This window comes from Gordonia sp. SGD-V-85 (genome assembly GCF_001456905.1).
GTDB lineage: Bacteria > Actinomycetota > Actinomycetes > Mycobacteriales > Mycobacteriaceae > Gordonia > Gordonia hongkongensis.
This window is the reverse complement of sequence record NZ_LNQO01000009.1, coordinates 183,754-204,275: the sequence shown is the minus strand read 5'-3', so window position 1 is coordinate 204,275 and position 20,522 is coordinate 183,754. Positions and strand designations below refer to the sequence as shown.

Genomic DNA, 20,522 nt, shown 5'->3' with positions numbered 1-20,522 from the left:
GCTGAGTAAAGGCTGAGAGTCTCGCATGTGCCTCGTGGGGGTGTTGGTGAACGACGAGCAGACGACCTCGATCGACGAGGATTCGTCGGAGGGTCATGCGGCGATCCGGGTTGGGATGGTCGACGACCATCGGTCCCCGATCTGGGGAATCGAACGAGTGTTGGACACAGTTTCGGACATCTCGTTGGTCTGCTCGGCGACGACGGTTGCCGGCGTGCTCAGTGTCATGCAGCTCGACGTGGTCCTGCTGGACCTCCGTCTCGACGACGGCACCACGCCTCGCGAGAACGTCAACGCATTGTCGGCGGCCGGAGTGGCCACCGTCGTGTACACCTCTGGAGAGCATCCGGCGCTGTTGAGATCGGCGGCGCGCGCCGGAGCGCTCGGCGTGGTGCTCAAGTCGGCGGACGAGTCGGTCATCATCGACGCCATCCGGGCGGCCGCCGACGGCCGGGCGGTCCTCACCACAGAATGGGCTGCCGCCATAGACGGCGACCCCGAGCTGGCGACTGTCGACCTGTCGCCTCAGTTGCAGAAAGTGTTGGCGCTGTACGCGTCCGGCGAGACGTCGGCCCGAGTCGGGGCTGCTCTCGGGGTCTCCGCGGAGACGGTCAACGAGTACCTCAAGCGGATTCGCCAGAAGTATGCGGACGCCGGGCGGCCGACGCGCACCAAGGTGGATCTCTTCAAGCGTGCCGTCGAAGACGGATGGCTCCCGGTGCCGCAGCGGTACCGGCACGAGGGACGGTCAACACCTGACGGGGCCTGGGGGCGAACGAAACATGGCTGACGGCATGGCAGCGGGAGTCGAGTCCCCATTTCTGGGTCTACCGACAGTTACTACGCCGTCTTAACGTTGGAACAGATTGATTTGGGGCGTCGGGGACACACGAGATAGCGCCGGTCTGAACAGGGGATGGGAACAATGACGGTCACTTCAGATATCTTCCGAGCCAGGACGGCGGCCGCACCGCGGCACGGAGTCGTGCCACGGCAACGTTCCAAGCCGGTTGATTACCTGGTTCCCGTCGAACGCTCAGCGGCAGTGACACGTCCGAGTCTGTCGGACCGGGAGGTCGAGGTTCTGCTCGCCTGGCTAGCCGCCGAGTCCAAAGAAGATGCCGCCGCACGACTCTTCATCTCGGCGTCCACGGTGAGCACGCACCTTGCGCGCATCCGGGCGAAGTACACCGCGGTCGGGCGAAGTGCGCCGACGAAAACCCACCTTTTCGCGCGAGCACTCCAGGACGGTTACACCGGTCTCGACCAGTGGTGAGGCCCGGCCCTCGAATAGTGAGCGCTCAGCGCAGGTCGCGTTCGATACGCGGCCAGGTCTGGTACAGGTCGTCCTGCCAATAACCCCATGAGTGGGTACCGGTCGGGCGGAAGTTCACCTGAACCGGGACGTCGAGCGCACGCATACGCTCGACCATCTGCCGGGTGCAGATGTCGATGGCGACCTCGATCCCGCCGCCCACGATCGCCTGGTTCGCCAGCGTGAAACCGTCGCCCGCGATACTCGGGTCGGTCAGCTGCTCGTGGACACCCGGTGCTCCCGTCCCGGTCGTCATGTAGACCTTGCTGCCGCGCAGCTTCGCCGCGTTCAGGTAGGGATCGTTGGCTCGCCAGCCGGGACCGTCGAGCGGGCCCCACATGTTGGTCATGTCCGCTTGACCGCGGTCCTCGACGACCAGCCGGATGTACTGCTGGCCGGCCGGGTCGCTGGTCCGAGCGCACCCGCTGAAGGCGGCGACGGATCGGTACAACCGGGGGCGGCGATGGCGAGATTGAGCACCGATGTCCCCGCCATCGAGATCCCGGCGATCGCGTTGACGCCGGTGGTGTCGAATTCGTCGTCGATGAGGGGCGGCAGTTCCTTCGTGAGGAAGGTCTGCCATTTGTTGCGCCCGAGAGCGGGATCGTCGCGCTGCCAGTCGGTGTAGTACGAGTAGGCGCCACCGATCGGGGTGACGACATAAGCGTGCCGGTCGGCGAAGTACCGCTTGTAGGTGGTCCGTGCGTCCCAGGTCGCGGAGTCCTCCCCGCCACCGGCGCCGTTGAGCAGGTACAGGGTGGGCGCCGGCCGGGTCCGATCCCGCGGCGTGAGCACCGTGACCGGGACCGTTCGGTTCATCGAGGCGGAGTGGACGAGCAGCGTCACCTGCTGCGGGTCATCGGTGTAGGAGTCGACGATGCGGGAACCGTCGGGGGACGACGGCGCGGCGATCGCCGGGGCCCCGGGAGCGGTCGCGAGGCCCGCGATGACCGCAGCCACCGACAGCAACCCGGCGAGGACTCTCCACCCGCCGGGATGTCGCTGCCGCTGTTCCCGACGACCGATTCCGTTCACATCGCACCCACTCGTTCTCGAGATCCCGTCGGATCGGACGCGCCGACATGCCGGCCCCACAGTCTATGGATCGCCCGCACACAGAAGAACAATACGAGCGGAGATCGCCAGGGCTGTCACCCGAAGGATCGAATTCTCGCCGGCCTAGAGGGCGACCTGGGCGAGGATCGGTGTCGTCGGCTGCGGCGAACCGCCGGCCGGTTCGATGGTGACCGCGAGCACGCTCGACCCGCGCACGTCGTCCACCACCACCGGTGCGGTGTCGTCTCCGGGGATCAGTCCGGCCGGCACCGGCTGCGGTGCGCCGCCCACCAGCCACAACTGATAGGTGCTGTCGGCCGGGATGGGCGTGCGCAGGTCCCGCAGGAGCGCGACCGCCTGGTCGGCCGATTCGGACGTCACCACCGCGATGGTGCCCCGGTCGTCGGCCAATGGCTCGACGCTCACGGACGCGTCCGCGGCGGTGAGTACCCCGAGCACCTCACGTTGGGAGTCGCTGAGCGCCGTCGACGAGGTGGACGACTCGGGGGCGGTGGTGCGACCGATGAGCACGCCTGCCCCGAGCGCCACGGCCACGGTCACCGCCGCGGCCGCCAGGATCGCCGTTGCGCGTGCCGGGCGCCGCGCGGTCCCACCCGATCGATGCTGTCCGTGGCGCGAGTCGCGGGGCCGCAATTCGACCGGCGGCGGTGGCGGCGCGAGGTCGCTCTCGCCGGATCGGCCCGTTCCCGCGGGTGCGACCGGCGGGACGGGATCGACCGCGGCGGCCGGGTTCTGCGGACCCGGCTCGATGCCTGAGGGTAGGTAGGCCTCCGGGGTCAGCGCCGCACCCTCGAAGACGTGCTGCAGCACCCGGTCCCGGAGTTCGGGCGGTGCGTCGAGCGCATAGGTCGTCGCGAAACCCGCCATGGCCGCCTGGATGTCGGCGATCTGGGCGTCGTGTTCCGCCCGCTCGTGCGGTGGAAGTGCGGCGAGTTCTGACTCGACGCGTCTGGTCTCGTCGGGGGTCAGCGCGCCGACGGCGAACAATTCGACGTGGTCGTCGAGCCAGGTGGCCCCGCGGTCCCCGGTCGTATCGGATGTGGTCATTGTGGGATCAGGCGTCCTCGTGCGTCCTCAGGCAGGTTCTCAACCGACGCAGGCCATCTCGAATCCGAGATTTGATGGTGGGCAAGGGGGTATCGGTGTGCCGGGCGACCTCGGGATAGGTCAGGCCCCCGAAATACGACATCTCGATGCAGCTCCGTTGCAGTTCCGTGAGCGTGCCGAGACATGTTCGTAGCGTACGCGCCTCGTCGGTCTGCACAACGACCTCGAGCGGTATGTTCCGCGGTGTCTCCACCGAGACCGCGCCGTACTGCGACATGCGCTGTTGCTGGAGCTCCTCGGATCGGACGCGGTCGACGGCCCGCCGGTGGGCGATGGTCATCATCCATGTGATGACCGAACCGCGCCCGGGCTGGTACTCGCCGGCCTTCTGCCAGTACTGCAGGTACGCCTCCTGGACGATCTCCTCCGCGTACTGACGGTCCCGCACGACGCGGAACGCGAGTCCGTAGATCCGTGAACTCGTGCGGTCGTACAGCGTGGAGAACGCGGTCCGGTCGCCTGTCGCGGCTGCGGCCAGCAACTCCCGCAGCATCTGTGCTTCGCCCCCGCGTCCGTGGTGCGCGTCGGTGGCCGCGCTGCCATCGTCCGGTGTCACGGTTCCACGGTAACGAAGACGTAGGGATTTCTCGGGTGATCGTCGATCCCGGGGCTACCGATCGCGAATCCATGGATCACTGACCTGCAGATCACCGGTTGGCGGCGCGGCGGTACAGGATGAGCGAGGCGGGTATGCACACCGCCAGTATGACCAGCGCCGATCCCACCGAGTATCCGACCGCGTGGTCGGCGACCCATCCGGTGGCCTCGGGGAAGGTCGGCGGTGCCTCGTTGCCGAAGAGCTGCCGGGACGCGGTCGCCACTGCCGTCACCGGATTCCACTCGGCGATCGCGCGCAGCGGACCCGGCAGGCTCTGGGCGGAGATGAACGCGCTCGACAGGAACGTGACCGGGAACATCCACAAGAACCCGATGCTCTGTGCGGCTTCGACATTCGGCGCGGCGAGACCGGTCACCGCACCCACCCACGCCATGGCGAGCGCGAACAGTCCGATGATGCCGAAGGCGAGGGCGGCGTCGCCGGCACTGCCCTGGACCCGCCAGCCGATGGCGAGCCCGCACGCGACCATCACCGCGAGGCCGACGACGCCCAGGAGCATGTCCGAGGTGACACGGCCGCTGATGACGCCCAACCGGGACATCGGTAGCGACCGCAGCCGGTCGACGATGCCGTCGGAGGTGTCGTTGGCCAGGCCGACCGTGGTGAAGGCCGCGTTGAAGACGACGGTCTGCGTGAAGATGCCGGCCATCAGGAATTCCCGGTAGGAACCCCCGCCGAAGGTCGCGCCGAAGACGTAGGCGAACAGGAACACGAACATCAGCGGCTGGATGGTGGCACTGATCAGCAGGGTGGGAATTCGCTTGACGGTGAGCAGGTTTCGCTCGACCAGCACTGCGGTGTCAGTGAGCATGGAGTCGATCCGTTCGGGTCGTCGGGGCGTGGGAGAGATCGGGATCGGCGTCGGCCACCGTCGGGATGACGGTGGTCTCGGCATCGGCCGTGGCCGATGTCTCGCCGCCGTGGTCACTGCCGCCATCGTTGTCCGGCGTGTCCCGCTCCGTGAGGGCCAGGAACACATCGTCGAGGGTCGGCGTCGCGACGGTGGCGTCGACGACGACGATCCCGGCGGCGTCGAGCGCCCGGACGGCGGCGACCGCGCTGCGGCTCCCGTCGCTGACCGGCAGGGACCACCGTGAGTTGTCGGTGTGTGCCGGGTCGGGGCGATCCGACTCGTCGAGTCGTTCGGGCATGCCGAGTCCGACCTCGGCGAGGGTCGTGGCGACCAGCTCGTCGTGAGCGGTCCCGTCCGAACGCACCTCGATGGTGAGGATCGACGCACCGGTGGAGGCCTTGAGGTCGGCGGCACTGCCCTGGGCCCGGATCGTCCCGTGGTCGATGACGGTGATCTCGTTGGCCAGGGCGTCGGCCTCTTCCAGGTACTGCGTCGTGAGCAGGACCGTCGCGCCGTTCGCGACCTGTTCGGTGATGACCTCCCACATCTGGCGTCGCCCACGGGGATCCAGCCCGGTCGTCGGTTCGTCGAGGATGACCAGGGACGGTCGGTTGATCAGGGCGCCGGCGAGATCGAGCCGCCGGCGCATGCCGCCGGAGTAGGTACGCATCGGGCGGTCGGCGGCGTCCTGCAGGGCGAGGTCGGCGATCAGTTCGCGCGCCCGTGCCGAGGCCTCGCCCCGGGAGAGTCCGTACAGCTGACCGACCATCCGCAGGTTCTCGAAACCGGTCAGGTTCCCGTCGACGGCGGCGTACTGCCCGGACACGCCGATGATCTTGCGGGCTGCGCCGGGATCGGCGAGTGCGTCGACACCGTCGACCACGACGCTGCCCTCGTCGGGTTTCATCAGCGTCGCCACCGCGCGGACGGTGGTGGTCTTGCCGGCTCCGTTGGGGCCGAGCAGCGCGTGCACGGTGCCGGCGGGCACGGTCAGGTCCAGGCCGTTGAGGGCATGAACGCGGCGACCCCGGCCGAACAGCCCGGTGCGGAACGTCTTTCGCAGGCCGCGCAGCTCGAGGGCGTTGCGGGCGGGGGAGACGCCATCGGTGGACGTCTCGCCGGGAGTCGTGACCGGACCGGACGGCGACGCTGTGGTCCCCGGAGTGGTTTCGGCCGACGTGGTGTCAGCCATACTGTGCCGCCCCATGTGTGACCTCCCTTTCACTGTTCTGCGAACGTTCCATCGCGCGGATCAGGCTGGCGGGCCGCATGTCTCGCCAGTTCTCCTCGACGTACTCGAGGCACTCGTCGTGACCCGACGGACCGAACACGACGGTCCAACCGTCGGGGACGGGGGCGAAGTCCGGCCACAAGGAATGCTGGTTCTCGTGATTGACGAGGACGTGGAAGGTCCCCTCGGTGTCGTCGAACGGGTTCGTCATGATTCCTCCTCCTGTGCTGCGATTCCCGGTGTGCCCGGGTCTGATTCGATCGGGCCGGATTCGATTGCGGTCAGCCACTCGGAGACGTTCTCCGGCAGCAACATGCGTGCGTGGGTGCTGGTCGCCTCGACCTCGACGACGCGACCGGTGACCTTGCTGTGCCAGTCGGCGACCGCCGGCGGACCGTCGTGCGCGTCCACGGTCGCGGTGACGAAGGTGAGGTCGCCGTCGAAGACCCGGGGTTGCCAGTTCCGCGCCAGCGGTGAGGCGTGGCGGAACACCTCGTGCACGGTCGTGAGCGTCTCCTCGGACAAGCCGCCGAGCGCGCCGCCCGCCGCGGAGATGACACGGAACGCGTCCGCGACCGAGGGCTCGGTGCCCTCTTCGCCACCCTCGGGGACGTCGAGTCCGAACTCGCGCATGAGTTCTGCGATCGACGCCTCGGTGTCGAGGTCGGGCCGTTCGGCGACGACGTAACTGTCGAGCACGACGAGTTGCTCGACGGTCTCGCCGGCCTCCTGGAGTTGCACGGCCATCTCGTGGGCGATCAACCCGCCCAGCGACCACCCGAGCAGATGGTACGGCCCCTCCGGTGACACCGTGCGCAGCTTCGCCACGTACACCTGGGCGAGGTCGGCGATCGTCTGCGGGCACGGATCACCGGCGAACGCCGGGTGCTGTAGGCCGTAGACCGCGCGGTCGGCAGGCAGGTGGGGCAGCAGGGAGGTGAAGCTCCAGGACAGTCCGATCGCCGGGTGGACCACGAAGAGCGGTGCGGGAGAATCGCTTCCGGTGTCGCTGCTGGTGCGGCGCAGCGGCAGGAGGGTGTCGAGACCGGAGGCCGACGGTCCGGTGTCCCCGTCGGAGTGCGCCCCGCCGTCGAGCACCTCGGCGAGTTCGGCGGGACTCGGGGCCCCGAACAGCGATTGCGCCGCCAGGTGCTGTCCGGTGAGCTCGCTCAGCTTGCCGGTCACGGCGGTGGCCACCAGGGAGTTGCCACCCAGGTCGAAGAATCCGTCGTCGGCACCGATGGCATCGAGGTCGACCTCGAGCACCTCCGCGAAGACGCGGGCGATGGTCGTCTCGGTCCCGGGGGCCGGCGCTCGGCCCGAGGCGGAGACGGCCGGGGTCGGCAGCGCCGCGCGGTCGAGTTTGCCGGTGGGGGTCAGCGGAATGTTCTCGAGCACGGAGACGGACACCGGCACCATGTGCCGCGGCAGCCGTCGTCCCACCCGGCGCCGCAGGTCGGCGGGATCGGGTTCGTGCCCGCGCGTCGCGGTCACGTAGCTGCGCAGGATCGCCTGGGCCCCGGTGCCGTCCACGAGTGTCACGGCGAAGTCGACGTCGGGTTCGGCGGCGAGCGCGTCGTCGATCTCACCCAGTTCGATGCGGAATCCGCGGACCTGCACCTGGGAATCGCTGCGGCCGACGTAGAGGAGCTGCCCGTCACCGGTCCAGCGGACCAGGTCGCCGGTGCGGTACATCCGTTGGCCGGCGAACCGGGGCCCGGTGACCATCGGAGCCGGGACGAACCGGACCGCGGTGAGGCCGGGCCGACGGTGATAACCGCGCGTGAGCTGCACGCCGGTCAGGTACAGGTCGCCGGTGACGCCGGGCGGCACCGGGTGCAGCCGATCGTCGAGGACGAGCGCGCCGACGCCGTTGTTCGGCGTGCCGATCGTCAGCGGCGTGTTCGGGGTCAGCGACCGGCTGCCGGTCGTGATGATCGTCGTCTCGGTGGGTCCGTAGACGTTGATCATCGTGCGACCGGGCGACCAGCGCCGCACGAGGTCGGTTCCGTAGGCCTCGCCACCGACCGCGAGTGCGCGCAGTGACGGCACGGCGGCGGGATCCATGCTGGCCACCGCGGCGGGGGTGATGAACGCATGCGTCGCCTGGCGCGCCCTGATCACATCGCTGAGCGCGGTGCCGCCGTAGACGTGGGGTTCGACGATGGTCAGTGCCGACGAACCGGCCAGCGCGAGCAGCATCTCCAGCACCGAGGCGTCGAAACTCGGTGAGGCGAAGTGCAACACGCGGGACGTGGGTCCGGGGTTCATCCGTTCCGCGAGTTCGTCGTGCACCGCGCGCAACCCGCTGTGCGGGACCAGGACGCCCTTGGGCTTACCGGTCGATCCCGACGTGTAGATGATGTACGCCAACTGATCCGGGCGGATCGTCGACGCCCGCTCGGCGTCGGTGATCGGCGCCGGCGAGGAGTGCTTCATGCGGGTCCGGGTCGACGCGGCGTCCAGGACGAGGGTCGGTACCTCGCTCCCGGCCGAGCTCTCCGCGATGCGTTCCCACGACGACGAGGTCGTCACGACCAGCTGCGCGCCGCTGTCGTCGAGCATATGCGCGATGCGGTCGGCGGGATACTCGGGGTCGATGGGAACGTATGCGGCGCCGGCCTTCACGATCGCCCAGATCGCCACCAGGGAGTCGATGGAACGGCTGATCGCCATCGCGACCACCGGTTCACGGGACGACCGGACGTCGGGACCCTCGGTCCCCGGCTCGTCGGCCGAGCGCGAGTAGGCCCCCACCCCGCGGCCCAGGAGGACCCGGGCCAGCCGGTTCGAGCGTGCGTCGAGTTCGGCGTAGGTGAGCGTCTCAGGGCCCTCGCCGTCCGCGGTGGGCTGCCCGATCGCGGCGAGCCCGTCGGGGTGCCGCCGCACCGCATCGGCGATCAGCACGTCCAGCGTCGTCGGTGCGTTGCCGCGCGGTCCGAGAGCGGGGGTGCGCTCGGCCACCTCGAGGGGGTCGGTGATGCGGATGTCGCCGATCGCGCGTCCGGGGTCGCCGAGCATGCCGCGCAACACGCGCATGAGTCGCGTTCCCAGCATCTGGGCGTCGTCATGTCCGTATCGCGCCGCGTCGTAGGTGATCTGGACGGCGGCGTCGGTGTCGGAGTCGGTCGCGCCCAGGCCGGTGACGGTGAATTGCAGGTCGAACTTGGCGGCGAGGGACTCGAATTCGGCCACCTCGGCCATCAGGTCGTCGTCCATCGGAACGGCGGTCCCGGCGAGGGAATCCGCACCGCCCACCGGGGTCGGCGCGCCACCGGCGAAGTCGTGCACCGACAACGCCACCTGGAAGAGCGGGTGTCGACCGTGCGCGCGTTCGGGATTGAGCGCGGTCACGATGTCGTCGAAGGGCACTCCGCGGTGATCGAGGGCGTCGATGTCGGTGTCGCGGGTCCGGCGGACCAGTGCGGCGACGGTCTCCGCGCTGCGCAGGTGGCTGCGCAGCGGCACCATGTTGACGAACATGCCGACCACGCCGCTGTAGTCGCGGTCGACGCCGGTCATACCGGTGCGGTTGTCGACCGGACTGCCGATGACCAGGTCATCGCCGACGCCCAGACGGTGCAGCAGGATCGCCAGTGCGGTGTGCAGGACGGAGAACGGCGTCGTCGACTGTTCGCGGGCGAAGGCGGTCAGTCCCGCCCGGGTGTGTGCCGGGAGCGGCAGACTCACCGACCGGGCACCGGAACCGCGTCTGCCGCCGCCGACCGGTTCGACCGTGCTCTCGGCGGGCGCACCCGCGAGGTGTTCGGTCCAGAATCCCAGCTCGTCGGTCGCCGCGGGCGCTGTCGCACTCTCGACGGCGTGGTCGCGGTAGTCGAGAGCGGCCGCATCCCAGGTCTCGGCGCGGCCGGCGCGTCGTTCTCGGTAGGCCTGCGCCAGGTCGCCGACGAGGGTCGGCAAGGAAGCGCCGTCGGCGGCGATGTGATGCACGACGAGCAGGAGGATGTGCGTCGCGGTCTCGCCACGCGCACCGGGGTCCGCGACGACCGTGGCACGCAGCGGCGCCTCGGTGGTCGGGTCGATGGGCGTCGACGCGAGGCGCGCGATCTCGCTCATCAGTGCGTCGGGGTCCGCGGGGACGACGGGGGTCAGCGAGCCGACGACGGCCGCGGGATCGTCGAGCACCCGGCCCGTCGGTGTCCCGTCGACCGCCTCGAAGACCGTCCGCAGGCTGGTGTGCCGGGCGACGACATCGGTGAGTGCGCCGCGGAGGGCCTCGAGATCGATGTCCCCGGTCAGTCGCAGGACGAAAGGCATCAGGTACTCGGTCGACGCGGGGTCGGCCGCCGCCAGCGACCACAGGCGGCGCTGGACCGGCGCGAGCGGGAATGTCTCCCGTCGGACCGGGCGACCCGACGACTCGTCGGACTCCGCGGTCGGCGCCCAGTCGGCCGGCAGGCTGATCAGGTCCGCGAGGGCTTCGGCGGTCGGGTGGTCGAAGACGTCCCGGACGCGGAGGCGGCCGTCGGCCGACACGCGGTTGATCCGACTGACCAGAGTGGTCGCCTGCAGCGAGGTGCCACCCAGCAGGAAGAAGTCGTCGGTGGCACCGATCTCCTCGCGGGCGAGGCCGAGCACGTCGGCGATGATGCCGACCAGCGCGGTCTCGGCATCACCGCGCGGTGCGCGACCGACGGACGACATGCTGCTCGACGACGGCTCCGGCAGTGCCCGATGGTCGAGCTTGCCGTTGCCGGTCAGCGGGATCTCGTCCAGCACGACGATCGCGGACGGGACCATGTGGCGCGGCAGGCGGCTGCGGACCGATTCCAACACCTGTGCGCTGTCCAGTGTTTCCGGGGCGTCTGCAGTGCCGGCCGCCCCGCCCGACCGCGTCACGTAACCGACCAGGGTGGCCGATGCGCTCTCGCCGCGGACGACGGTGGTGGCGAAGTCGATGCCGTCCACGGCCGCCAGTGCCGCACTCACCTCGTCGAGTTCGATGCGGAAACCGCGGACCTTCACCTGGTTGTCACTGCGACCGTGGTAGGTCAGCGCGCCGTCGGCGTCGCGGTGCACGATGTCACCGGTGCGGTACATGACGGCGCCGTTTCCGTCGGGGGAGGCCACGAACCGGCCGGCGGTCAGACTGCGGCGCCCCAGGTAGCCCCGTGCCACTCCCGGCCCGCTGAGGTAGAGCTCGCCGGGAACGTGGTCGGGCAGCGGGCGCAACCGATGGTCGAGGACGAGAGCGGTGCATTCGTGGACCGGCGTGCCGATGGTGATCGGCTCACCCGGGCGCAGCGGCGCCGACATCGTCGCGACGATGGTCGTCTCGGTCGGTCCGTAGGAGTTGATGTAGCGACGGCCGGTTCCCCAGCGCGCCACGAGTTCCGGGGTGCTGGCCTCGCCGCCCACGCCGAGGGTCTTCAGGTGGGGGAGCGGATGGGGTGCCGCGGCGGCGAGGGCCGACGGCGTGATGAACGCGTGGGTGACCTCGCGCTCGTCGAGGAACTCGACGAGTTCGTCGCCGCCGTAGATCGTCGTCGGTGCCACCACCATCGTCGCGCCGGACTCGACCGCGAGGAGGAACTCCAGCATCGATGCGTCGAACGAGGGGGAGGCGAACAGCAGGGTGCGATCGCCGGGGCCGACCTCGTACCGCTCCCGCTGGGTCTGGGCGAATGCGGCCAGGCCGCGGTGGGACACGCTGACGCCCTTCGGTTTTCCGGTGGAGCCGGAGGTGTAGACGATGTAGGCGATCGAATCCGGGTGCCGGGCCGGGGGCCGGAAGCCAGCGCGCTCGCCGGTGCGCAGATCCTCCGGGGTCAGCCACCAGATGTCGTGCGGCACATCGCGACGGTGGTCGGCGCTGCTGATGCCGAGGATGGCGCCCGAATCGGCGATCATGTGGGCGATCCGCTCGGCCGGGTAACGCATGTCGACCGGCAGTGCGGCCGCGCCCGCCTTCGTCACGGCCCATGTGGCGACCACCGATTCCAGGCTGCGATCGACGGCGATCGCGACCACGTCCTCGGTGCCGACCCCGAGCTCGCGCAGCGTGAGTGCCCAGCGCGCGGAGATCCGATCGATCTCGGCGTAGGTCAGCGTGCGGTCTCCGTCCTCGACCGCCACGCGATCGGAGTGGTCGATGACGGTGTCGGCGAGGATGTCGGCAAGATGCCTCGGCTCGATCGAGCCGTGGTCGCGGACCTTGGGTTCGGCGGCGGCCGCGAGATCGGCCGCCCCGGTGAGGTCGTCGAGAGGTGTCGACGGATCCGCGGCGACCTCGCGTGTGAGATCGACGAACATCCGGGCCAGTTCGCTGACGCGGTCATGCGTGTGGACATCGGTCGCATAGGTGAACCGCGCGCGCCCGTCGCGGAGTCGCAGTTCGAGGTCGAACCGGGCGGCCCCGGTCTCGATCTCCTCGGCGACGACCTGCAGGCCGGGCAGATCCACCCTGGTGTGGTCCGGTTCGAGGGTGTCGGAGACCCCGGCGTCGAACGCCAGCGCGATCTGGAATATCGGATGCCGGTCCGTGCGAGGCGGATTGAGCATCGAGACGATCTGCTCGAACGGCATGTCGGCGCCCGCCAGCGCGTCCAGATCGCGGCTGCGGACGGAGTCGAGCAGGGCCGCGAACCCCTGGCTCCCGTCGACCGGGGTCCGGAGGACGACCGAGTTCACGAACATGCCGACGATGTCGGCGAGCCGGGGATCGGCGCGTCCGGCGACGGGTGTGCCGATCACGATGTCCGACGCCGAACCGGCGACATGAACCTGCGGGTCGGCGTTCAGCCGATGCAGCAGCGCGGCGAACACCGCATGCACGCACATGAATTCGGTCGCCCGGCCGCCGCCCAGTGCGGACAGGCGGCTGCGTAGTTCGGCGTCGAAGTCGACCTCGACCACGCCCGCGGTGCGGGCGGACCCGCTCGGCGCGTCGGGCACGAGGATCGGACCGACATCGATCCCGTCCAGGTCCAGTCGCCACCGGTCGGCCAGATCGGTTCGGGTCTCGAGGTGATCGGCCTGCCAGCGCAGGTAGTCGCGATAGTCCAGGGCCGGCGGAGCGGCGGTGACCGCGGCTTCGGTATCGTTCTCGGCCGCCGTCCGCAGTTCGGCGTAGGCGGTGGTGATGTCGCGGTGCAGCGGCACCATGGACCAACCGTCGGCAGCGATGTGGTGGATGACAAGGGTCAGCTTGTGATGCGCGGTGTCACTGTCGATCCGGTGCAGTGCGACGCGCAGCGGTACGTCGACGGTCAGGTCGAACGGGCGACGCGCCAGCGCCTGCGCCTGGGCCGGCCACTCCGCCGAAGTCGTCTCGACGACGGTGAGTTCGGTCTGCACCTCGTCGGTGGAACGTACGTCCAGGTCGGGGCGCCCGTCGTGCTCGGGGTAGACGGTGCGCAGCATCTCGTGTCGGTCGACGGCGTATCGGAGCGCGCCGGAGAGGGCGTCCACGTCGAGATCGCCACGGAGATCCAGCGCGAAGGCGATGGCGTAATCGGCTGTCGACGAACCGTTGTCGTTGTCGGCTCGACCCGGATCGGCGTCAGCACCGCCCGCGAGCTGGTTGAGGAACCAGAGCTGCTGCTGCGCGGGTCCCGGTTGCGCGGGGCTGTCCGGATCGTGCCGGAGGTCGGCGAGCGTCCGCGCCTCGACGAGGGCGGTGTCACCCTCGTCGGCGCCGCCGAGCCGGGCGATGCCGGCGACGGTCGAGTGGTCGAAGACCTCGCGGACGGGGACTCGTCGCCCGGTGAGATTCTCGAGTGCGCCGACGATCTGGGTCGCCAGCAACGAGTTGCCGCCGAGGTCGAAGAAGTCGTGATCGCGGCCGATGGTGCCGCGTTCCAGCTCGAGACGCTCGGCGATCAGATCGGCGACCGCCTGCTCCAGGGGGTTGCGCGGCGCGACGAACGCCACGTCGCCGTCCACCGATCCCGGCTCCGGCGCGGGCAGTGCCCGGAGGTCGACCTTGCCGATCGGGGTCGTGGGGATCTCGTCGAGCTCGATGATCGTCGACGGGATCATGTGCCGGGGCAGGCGCTGCGCCAATCGGTCTCGCACCGCGGCGGCCTGCCCGTGGGCGCCCGCGGTCACGGTCACGTAGGACACGAGATGGGCGCGGTCGCCCTCGCCATGCGTGGTGGTGACCGCCGCCCGCACCGACTCGTCAGCGACCAGGGCGGCGTCGATCTCACCGAGTTCGATGCGGTGCCCACGGATCTTGGTCTGATGGTCGGCCCGCCCGCGGAACTCGAGTTCGTGATCGGAGGTCCACCGGACCAGGTCGCCGGTTCGGTACATGCGCTCGCCGGGATCGCCGTAGGGGTTGGCGATGAAGCGCTTGGATGTCAGCGGTCGGACGCCGTGGTACCCGCGGGCGAGATGCTCACCGGCGATGTACAACTCGCCGATCGCGCCGGGGGCGACCGGACGCAGGCGCTCGTCCAGGACCAGCGCGGAGATGCCGCGGATGGGCCGGCCGATGGTCAGCGTCGTGTAGTCGGGGCTGATCGGCGCCGACACCGCGGCCACCACGGTGGTCTCGGTGGGACCGTAGGCGTTGAACAGCTTCGGGCCGGTCGACCAGGTGCGGACAACCTCGGAGTTCGGGTGCTCGCCGCCGATGACGAGTGCCTCGAGATCGGGGACGTCGTCCGGGGACATGGTCGTCAGCACCGACGGGGTCAGGAACGCGTGCGTGATCCGCGCATCGCGCATCAGCTCGGCGAGCTCGATGCCGCCGACGATCCCCGGCGGCACGATGTGCATGGTCGACCCGGCGGAGATCGCCATCAGGATCTCGAGTACCGACGCATCGAAACTCGGCGACGCCATGTGCATCGTCCGACTGGTGGGCGTGATCCCGTACTGCGTGACCTGTTGCGCGCCGAAATCGGCGAGTCCGCGGTGGCTGACGACGACGCCCTTGGGCGTGCCGGTGGTCCCCGATGTGTAGATCAGGTAGGCGGGCTGGTCGACGTCGAGGACGCCTCGACGCTCCGAATCCGCGATGGGCGCCGCTGATTCGGCGTCGATCCAGTCGCGGATCGCGGGGTCGTCGAGGACGACTGTGCTCAGAGCGGGCCCGGCGCCGGGATCGGACGACCGATCGGTGACGAGCAGTCGTGCGCCCGAGTCGGTCAGCATGTGTTCGATGCGGCCGGACGGATACGCGGGATCGACCGGGAGCCAGGCGGCTCCGGTGCGGGCGATCGCCCACATCGCGACAATCCACTCGACACTGCGCGGAAGTGCCACGGCCACATGGTTCTCAGGTCCGGCGCCACCGTCGATGAGCGCCCGCGCCAGCTGGTTCGACGCCGCGTCGAGTTCACGGTAGGTCAGCGACCGGATCCCGTCGGTCACCGCGACGCGGTGCGGCGAGGACTCCGCGGCCGCCGACAGCAGCCGCGTCAGGTGCTCGACCGGACGGCGGCCTTCGCCGACTGCCGGGACGAGATCGAGACGCTCGTGCAGGTCGAGCACCGGCAGGTCGCCGATCGGGGCGCTCGGGTCCGCGGTCGCCGCCTCCAGCATGCGGCCCAGGCGCGAACCGAGTCCGGCCACCGTGTCCCGGTCGAAGAGAGCGGTGGCGTAACCGATCTCGAGGGTGAGGCCGGCGGGCTCGCCGGTCGCCCCGCGCACCTCGGTGAACGTGAACTGCAGATCGAAGGTGGTGCGACCGGTGTCCACGCGGGATGCGGTCGCCGAGAGCCCGGCGAAGTCGAGCCGGATGGCGGAGCGGTCCTCCAGGGCCATCGACACCTGGAAGTACGGGTGGACATTGCCCGAACGGGCCGGGTTCAGTTCGGTCACCAGCCGGTCGAACGGCATGTCGGCGTTGTCGAACGCGTTCAGATCGGTGTCCCGGACATGTGCCACCAGGTCGGCGAACGGCAGGTCCTTGTCGACGACGGTGCGCAACGCCAGCGTGTTGACGAACATGCCCACGAGGTCGTCGAGGTCGGCGTCGCCGCGTCCGGACACCGGTGTGCCGATGATGACGTCCGAGGACTGCGCGAGGGAACGGAGCAGGAGCGCCACCGAGGCGTGGAGCACCATGAAGACCGTGGCGTCGGCCTCGGTCGCGATGGTCCGGATCGCGCCGTAGGTGTCGGGGTCGATGGTCGAGGTCACCGACGATCCGGACCGGCCGGTCACCTCCGAATCCCGGCTTCGGGGACGGTCCAGGGGCAGCTCGGTCTCGCCCGGCGCCCCGTCGAGGGTGTCCCGCCAGAACTCGAGTTCGGCTGCGGCATGCGGACTCTCGTCGAGCCATGCGTGACGTGCGGCGCTGGTCTGCGAGTAGGAGACCGGCAGCTGCGTCCATTCGGGCTCGGCGCCGTCGCGGCGGGCGCGGTAGGCCGTGGCCAGGTCGCCGGCGAGGGGGGCCAGCGACCAGCCGTCGGCCGCGATGTGATGGACGACCATCGTGAGTCGATGATCGTCGTCGGCGGTACGGACGAGGCGCGCACGGACGGGGATCTCGGCGGCCAGATCGAAGGGGAGCGAGGCGAAGTCGCGGTCCGGGCACTGGGCGACGTCACCGGTCGCGAGGACCGGCAGGTCGACGTCGACCGCGTCCGGGTCGATCGCGGAGATGCATGCCACACCGTCGATCTCGGCGACGACGCTGCGCAGCGGCTCGTGTCGGCGGACGACGTCGACCAGGGCCGTCCGGAGTGCGTCGGTGTCGAGTGCGCCGACGAAGCGGACGGTGAACGGCATGTTGTAGGTCGCCGAGGACGCGGAGTCCAACCGTGTCGCGAGCCACAGCCGATGCTGGGCCGGGGACAGCGGCACGGCTCCGGAGACGGTCCGCCCGGCGGTGTCGTCGGAGGGGACCGAGGCGGAGCCGACGGCCGGCTCATCAGTGTCGACGCCCAGGTCGGAGAGGGCCGCTACTAGGCCGGCGAGGTCGTCGGCGTCGAACACCGTACGGATCCCGATCCGATGGCCGGTGGCGCGGGACAGCCGCGAGGCCATCCGTGTCGCCGACAGTGACGTCCCGCCGATCTCGAAGAAGTTGTCGCTCAGCGACACCGACGCCGGAGCCGTGGCGGGAGCCTCGTTCGCCACCTCGTCGGACATGCCGTCGCGCAGGTCGAGCACATCGGCGACGGTCGCCACGACGAAGCGCTCGAGCGCGGTACGCGCGGGGACGAACTCGCGGTGGGTCCGCAGGTCGGGCCGCGGCAGCGCACGGCGGTCGAGCTTGCCGTTGGCAGTGGTGGGCAGTGCGTCGAGGACCATGATCGCGGTGGGGATCATGTGATCCGGTAGCGCGGTTCGGAGTTCGGCGCGTACGTCAGTGTCGGTGAGTCCGGTGCCGGTGACGTAACCGACGATCGTGGGCTCACCGGCGACCAGATCGTCCCGGATGACCACGCCCGCGGCGGTCACGCCGTGCAGCCGGCTGAGGGTCGACTCGATCTCGCCGAGTTCGACCCGCTGGCCGCGGATCTTGACCTGTGAGTCGGTGCGACCGAGGTACTCCAGCTCGCCGGCGGCGTTCAGACGGACGAGATCGCCGGTGCGGTAGAGCCGTTCGCCCGGCACGGCCGGCGAGGCGACGAACCGTGATGCGGTCAGGTCCGCGCGGGAGCGATAGCCGCGGGCCAGCTGGATGCCGCCGAGATAGAGTTCGCCGATCGCGCCGGGCGGTTGCGGCCGCAGGCGGTGGTCGAGCACGTGGACACCGGTGTTCCACACCGGGGAGCCGATCGGGATGACCGGGACGTCGGCGCGGCAGTGGTCGTGGTGGGTGACGTCGATCGCGGCCTCGGTGGGGCCATAGAGGTTGTGGATCGGAGCGGACGTCAGCATCGCGGCGGCACCGACCGTCGCGGGAGTCAGAGCCTCACCGCTGGTGAAGATGCGGCGCAGGCTCGTCAGCTCCGATGCATCGTCGGCGTCGAGTGCCGCGGTGAAGGCGGCGAGCATCGAGGGCACGAAATGCAGTGTCGTGACGCGGTGTTCGGCGATCACGTCACGCAGATACCAGGGGTCGCGATGACCGTCGGCAGTCGGTACGACCAGTGCCGCGCCGGTGGTGAACGGCCAGAAGAACTCCCAGACCGACACGTCGAAGGTGGACGGGGTCTTCTGCAGCACCCGGTCGTCCGGTGCGAGCTCGTAGCGGGCCTGCATCCACGCGAGGCGGTTGACGATGGCGCGGTGGGTGATGACCACGCCCTTCGGCTTGCCGGTGGAACCGGAGGTGAACAGCACGTACGCGGCCGTGTCGGGGTCCGGGGGCGTTGTCGCCGCGGCGACCCCTTCGTCGGCACGCAGTTCGGCCAGCACCGTGTCGGTGATGACGAGGTCGGGGGCGGCCACCTCGAGGATGTGCCCGAGCCGGTCCGCCGGCTCGGCCGGGTCGATCGGCAGGAATGCGCCGCCGGCACGGATCACCGCGTGCAGCGCCAGGATCTGGTCCGTGCTGCGGGGCAGCTGAACGCCGACGACGCTCTCCGGACCGATCCCGCGCCGGGTGAGTGCCGCCGCGAGCTGTGTTGCCGCGTCGGTGAATTCGCGATGGGTGAGTGATCGCCCGTCCTGCGCGTCGGTGAGCGCGGTGTCGTCGGGGTGGGCCCGGGTCGCGTCGTCGAGCAGGTCGACGAGGGTGGTGGTGCCGTGGTCGACCCGTTCCCCGGTCATGCGCTCGGGTAGCGCTTCGCGTTCGGCGTCGGTCAGGAGGTGCAGGTCCGACATCCTCGTGTCGCCGGGCGCACCGACGAAGGCGGTCACGAAGTCGACGAGACGACGGTGGTGGGTGGTGATGTCGTCGTCCGGGTAGATGTTCGGATTCGCCTCGAGGTCCAGGGTCATCCCGCCGTCGAGGCTGTCGTACACGTTGACCGACAGGTCCTCGATCGGTCCGGTGGACAGGACGTGCAATTCGCCCTTGAGCGGGCCGAAGTCGATGTGCTGGAAGAACAGCATGACGTTGACGAGCGGGCCGAAGAAGCCACGCCGCGCCCCCGCTGCCCCGAGGATCTGGGAGGTGATGTCCTCGTGCCGGAACTTCTGGTGCCGGACGGCGGCCTTGATCTCCGCGTTGACCGATTTCAGGAGATCGGTCACGGTGGCGGAATCGTCGTGGAGCGCGATACGCAACGGGACGACGTTGGAGGTCAGACCCGCCGAGGTGCGCAGCACGTCGCGGTCGCGGGCCGCGACCGGCAGGCTCAGCATGGCCTCGTCGCGGTCGGTGTAGCGCGCGACGTAGGCGGCCACCGCAGCGGTGATGACCGACGCCGGCCGGACCCGGTGGCTGTGTCCGAGCTCGCGGATCCGGGCGACGAGGGTGTCGTCGAGGACCGCCGATCGGACGACCGACAACGGCGCGGCCGGAGCGGAAAGGCTGGTGAGAGTGGTCATCTCGGGCATATCGGTCAGATGGGACGCCCAGTGCTCGCGGTCCTCGGCGAACTTGGCGGAGGCACGGTACTCGCGGTCGAACTCGGCGATGTCGACCATCGACGCGGTGTCCGCGATCGGCGGCGGCGTTCCGTTCACGATCGCCGTGTAATGCGAGGCGACACGAAGCATCATGTACATCGCGGCATAGCCGTCGAAGCCGATGTGGTGACCGTGGCAATACCAGATCGAGTGTCCGGGACCCACTTTGAGCAGGTGTGTCTCGAGGATGTTGTCGGCGAAGACGTCTGAGCTGGCACTGCGCCGGCGGTCGATCCAGGCCAGTGCGGCCGCGCGCGGGTCCTCGGCGTCAGAGAAGTCCTGTCGACCCAGCACCACGTGCTGCGACCGGTCGAGAACCATCATCGGTTCGCCGTCGTCGGTCGGGATCAGCCGCAGCAGCGGGGCCTCGGTCTCACTCTCGGTGAGGGTGACAGCACGCTGCATGATGTCCGGATCGACGTCGACGAGTGGGTCGTCACCGCTCTCGCCCTGCGGACCCGATGTGTCGCCGCGGAATTCGACGAACGCGTCGATGGTCATCGGCACGTCCGGCTCGAGCTGCTGGGCGTAGAAGATGCCGCGCTGAGCGGCGGTCATCGGGATCGTCAGGTCGGTGTCGATGTCGGTAGCAACGGTGTTCCGGACCGCGTCGTCTGTGGTCACGCGTGCCTCCCCTGTGAGTGCGTGCCCGCACGGCAGCGTCGAACCCGGCTCGGACTGGGGGATTCGAACTCCGGTCATCGCTCACGGGGCTGGTGGCCCCGAGTCGAGGACTTGCCGTCAGGCCGCGGTTGTCGGACTGAACTGCGGAGCCCGGGGAGCATGGTGACCGTTCGGCTCACGATCGGCAGCCGAGAATTACCCCCGGCGCTGACACGCCCCCCGTGTTTCGCTCCCTTCCGGCTCGCACTGATTGCTC

8 protein-coding genes and 1 pseudogene are annotated in these 20,522 nt (G+C 69.6%); 2 read left to right on the top strand and 7 right to left on the bottom strand.

Going from position 1 to position 20,522, the window contains the following annotated elements; translation table 11 throughout:
- Positions 1–115: 115 nt before the first annotated feature.
- Positions 116–790, top strand: coding sequence for a helix-turn-helix transcriptional regulator (locus AS181_RS13145; RefSeq protein WP_058252036.1), 675 nt, complete (start codon positions 116–118; stop codon positions 788–790).
- A gap of 135 nt (positions 791–925) precedes the next feature.
- Positions 926–1,276: a response regulator transcription factor gene (locus AS181_RS13140; protein WP_374100826.1), complete on the top strand. Its 351-nt coding sequence runs from the start codon at positions 926–928 to the stop codon at positions 1,274–1,276.
- A gap of 25 nt (positions 1,277–1,301) precedes the next feature.
- Here AS181_RS13140 and AS181_RS13135 read toward each other — a convergent pair.
- The 7 genes and pseudogenes from AS181_RS13135 to AS181_RS13105 all read right to left on the bottom strand — a co-directional run bounded on the left by AS181_RS13135 (position 1,302) and on the right by AS181_RS13105 (position 20,266).
- Positions 1,302–2,350, bottom strand: a pseudogene (locus AS181_RS13135) (alpha/beta hydrolase).
- A gap of 144 nt (positions 2,351–2,494) precedes the next feature.
- Complete coding sequence (locus AS181_RS13130; protein WP_058252003.1) at positions 2,495–3,439, bottom strand: anti-sigma factor; 945 nt, start codon at positions 3,437–3,439, stop codon at positions 2,495–2,497.
- Positions 3,440–3,446: 7 nt separating this feature from the next.
- The gene (gene sigK, locus AS181_RS13125; protein ID WP_058252002.1) at positions 3,447–4,055 is read right to left on the bottom strand and encodes an ECF RNA polymerase sigma factor SigK; all 609 of its coding nucleotides are present in this window, start codon (positions 4,053–4,055) and stop codon (positions 3,447–3,449) included.
- A gap of 91 nt (positions 4,056–4,146) precedes the next feature.
- On the bottom strand, positions 4,147–4,929 hold the full coding sequence (locus tag AS181_RS13120) for an ABC transporter permease (protein ID WP_058252001.1): 783 nt from the start codon (positions 4,927–4,929) through the stop codon (positions 4,147–4,149).
- A complete protein-coding gene (locus AS181_RS13115) occupies positions 4,919–6,178 on the bottom strand; it encodes an ABC transporter ATP-binding protein (RefSeq protein ID WP_058252000.1) in 1,260 nt (419 codons plus the stop codon). Before AS181_RS13115 ends, AS181_RS13120 begins: the two co-directional genes overlap by 11 nt.
- On the bottom strand, positions 6,156–6,413 hold the full coding sequence (locus AS181_RS13110; protein ID WP_058251999.1) for an MbtH family protein: 258 nt from the start codon (positions 6,411–6,413) through the stop codon (positions 6,156–6,158). Before AS181_RS13110 ends, AS181_RS13115 begins: the two co-directional genes overlap by 23 nt.
- Positions 6,410–20,266 carry a non-ribosomal peptide synthetase gene (locus AS181_RS13105; RefSeq protein ID WP_058252034.1) on the bottom strand — a complete coding sequence of 4,619 codons (13,857 nt, stop codon included), beginning with the start codon at positions 20,264–20,266 and terminating at the stop codon, positions 6,410–6,412. The genes AS181_RS13110 and AS181_RS13105 overlap by 4 nt, the downstream gene beginning before the upstream one ends.
- Positions 20,267–20,522 lie beyond the last annotated feature (256 nt).

Excerpts from the sequence above, each read along its gene's own strand:
- AS181_RS13145 (WP_058252036.1), top strand. The coding sequence starts at position 116 with ATGGTCGACGACCATCGGTCCCCGATCTGGGGAATCGAACGAGTGTTG.
- AS181_RS13140 (WP_374100826.1), top strand. The coding sequence starts at position 926 with ATGACGGTCACTTCAGATATCTTCCGAGCCAGGACGGCGGCCGCACCG.
- AS181_RS13130 (WP_058252003.1), bottom strand. The coding sequence starts at position 3,439 with ATGACCACATCCGATACGACCGGGGACCGCGGGGCCACCTGGCTCGAC.
- AS181_RS13120 (WP_058252001.1), bottom strand. The coding sequence starts at position 4,929 with ATGCTCACTGACACCGCAGTGCTGGTCGAGCGAAACCTGCTCACCGTC.
- AS181_RS13115 (WP_058252000.1), bottom strand. The coding sequence starts at position 6,178 with ATGGGGCGGCACAGTATGGCTGACACCACGTCGGCCGAAACCACTCCG.
- AS181_RS13110 (WP_058251999.1), bottom strand. The coding sequence starts at position 6,413 with ATGACGAACCCGTTCGACGACACCGAGGGGACCTTCCACGTCCTCGTC.